The following is a 1,967-nucleotide window of genomic DNA, read 5'->3' as shown; positions in this document are numbered from 1 at the left end:
GTGCTTCTCGCGCCGATTGGTCGGTATCCAGGACCCGACTTGAATCGAGGAACAGCCGGAGTTGGCCTTCGCTGTAAACCCATTGCCACGGTTGGCTGTTGTGCAATGACGGGGCGCGGCACGCTGCCGTGACCGCGTCCTCGATGACTTTGCTGTCGAACAGAGTCGTAGGCATATTCGACCTCCCAATTTCGCCTGCCTTGAAGGCTCGTCTAGTTGTGTTGGCGGTAGCAGGGCCATTGGTCCTCGATTCAATCGCCGACGGACCACTAGCCCGATTCAGGTCACTGCGAACTGTCGGTGTGTCCGCTGCCGTCCCCGACAAGGAGCGGCGATCAAGGCCAGCGCGCACACGCTCGTGATCACGACGGTCGCCCAACTCATCACGTTGGCGAACCTGCTATCGACGTAACGCCCTTGTTCGCTGGGTTGTTACCGACCAACGTGATCATCACCATCAACGGCGCGGCGAGCACGTCACTGAACTGCGCACCCGTCTGGCTGTAAGCCTGGACGCCGAACGGACATCATCGGACGACCCGTTAATGAAGCCCGTGCCAGAGACGCGCCAGGCAGATGCGGCGCGCGTGCGTAACGACATGCCCGGCATGATGACTCAGGTAAGTGCGGCCGGTTAGCCAATAGCAGAGCGACGTCCGGCCGAACATCGTCGCCCGCCAATATCTTTGCTGCCCTGCGCCGCGACCAGGCGATCGGCGAACGGGTGATGAATACCTAGGTCAGGGGTGCGCAGCCAGAAAGGTTTCGTTCGACATACCGATGGTCAGTTCGTCGACGTCGAAGGGCCCGCTGAGGCGGGCGCGCAACTTGTCGCGATCGGTCAGCAGGTTGATTTCGGCGGTCTGGCGCGCAAACAGCCGGCCGAAGTACGGGTACAGCCAGCGCATCAGCGTGCGCTCCGGGCTGCTGCAACGCACGGCGCAATAGCCGACATGGCCGATCTCGTCGGTGAGTATCTCGGTGTAAAGCAGATGGATCCGTGCTGCCACATCGGGCTCGTCGGCGAACAACTCGACGCCGATACGGCGTAGCTCGTCGAACATGATGCACCCGGCCATTTCTGCGGCGCCGACGAAGGGGAACCCGAATCGCTCGGGCAGGAATACTTCCATTTTCACGAACTGGCGCATCACCAAAGGCGGCACAACGACCTGGAAGGGCAGGCTGAACATGTCAAGCACATAGGCCAGCAGGCGGGTGTGGTAGTGCTCTTCGAGGGCGAGATAAATCCGTTCGGGCGCCTGGTCCTCGCCGCCGATCCGGCCATAGGTATCGCCCAGGTCCACCCCGAATCGCTCCGCCTGGTTCAGCTTGGCGGTGGCCAACAAGAACAGCATCTTCGGATCGACGTCCGGTTCGGGACGGCGGCGTCGAAGGTTGCGCAGGAACGTATCCCGATCGATCGGATAGCTCGAGTGGATTGGGTCGGTCTCCAGCGTCGAGAAGAACTTCTCGCGGCTGCCCAAGCGGCGGTGCAACAGGTCGGCGTCTCCGTCACGCCGTACCAGGAAATCGCGGTAGCCCTCGATACCTGAATTACTCATGGTGCCTCCATTCCCTGAACGATCGTCGTGACATACCTGTCGAGTAACGCTGCCCGCGCCCGCGACGGTCCTAATCCGGTGGCCAGCAAGGCGAACAGGCCGGTCAGGAAGATGACCCCGAGTTCGCCCGGTTGGGCATCTCGACGTACATGTCCGGCAGCTTGAGCGTGCGCGAAGACCTCAATGAGGTATTGCGCCAGCGGATGCGCGGTCAACTCGTCCTCGACCGGCCGTGTTGCTGAGAAGTGCAATCCCAACATGTCCCGGAAAGCCACTGGGCCCAAACGCCGTTCGGCAGCGAGCACCTGCCGGATCAGGAGACTCAACAGCGCGATCAAATCGCCCGGATCCGCCGTTCTGCTGCCAAGCTTGGACACGATCTTCGCTTCCTCGGCTCGTTCC

1 protein-coding gene and 1 pseudogene are annotated in these 1,967 nt (G+C 61.7%); both read right to left on the bottom strand.

Features of this window, described 5'->3' with window-relative positions; all coding sequences use genetic code 11:
• Positions 1–740: 740 nt before the first annotated feature.
• On the bottom strand, positions 741–1,565 hold the full coding sequence (locus tag WAN02_RS12525) for a hypothetical protein (protein WP_422264493.1): 825 nt from the start codon (positions 1,563–1,565) through the stop codon (positions 741–743).
• Positions 1,562–1,967, bottom strand: a pseudogene (locus tag WAN02_RS12520) (TetR/AcrR family transcriptional regulator); the annotation flags it as partial. The pseudogene WAN02_RS12520 and the gene WAN02_RS12525, both read right to left, overlap by 4 nt.

Source organism: Mycobacterium sp. (assembly GCF_049281135.1).
In the GTDB taxonomy this organism is placed as follows: Bacteria; Actinomycetota; Actinomycetes; order Mycobacteriales; family Mycobacteriaceae; genus Mycobacterium.
This window is presented reverse-complemented; position numbering and strand designations above follow the sequence as displayed.

What these genes read in the sequence shown, in the direction of transcription:
- WAN02_RS12525 (WP_422264493.1), bottom strand. Translation starts at nt 1,565, where the DNA reads ATGAGTAATTCAGGTATCGAGGGCTACCGCGATTTCCTGGTACGGCGT.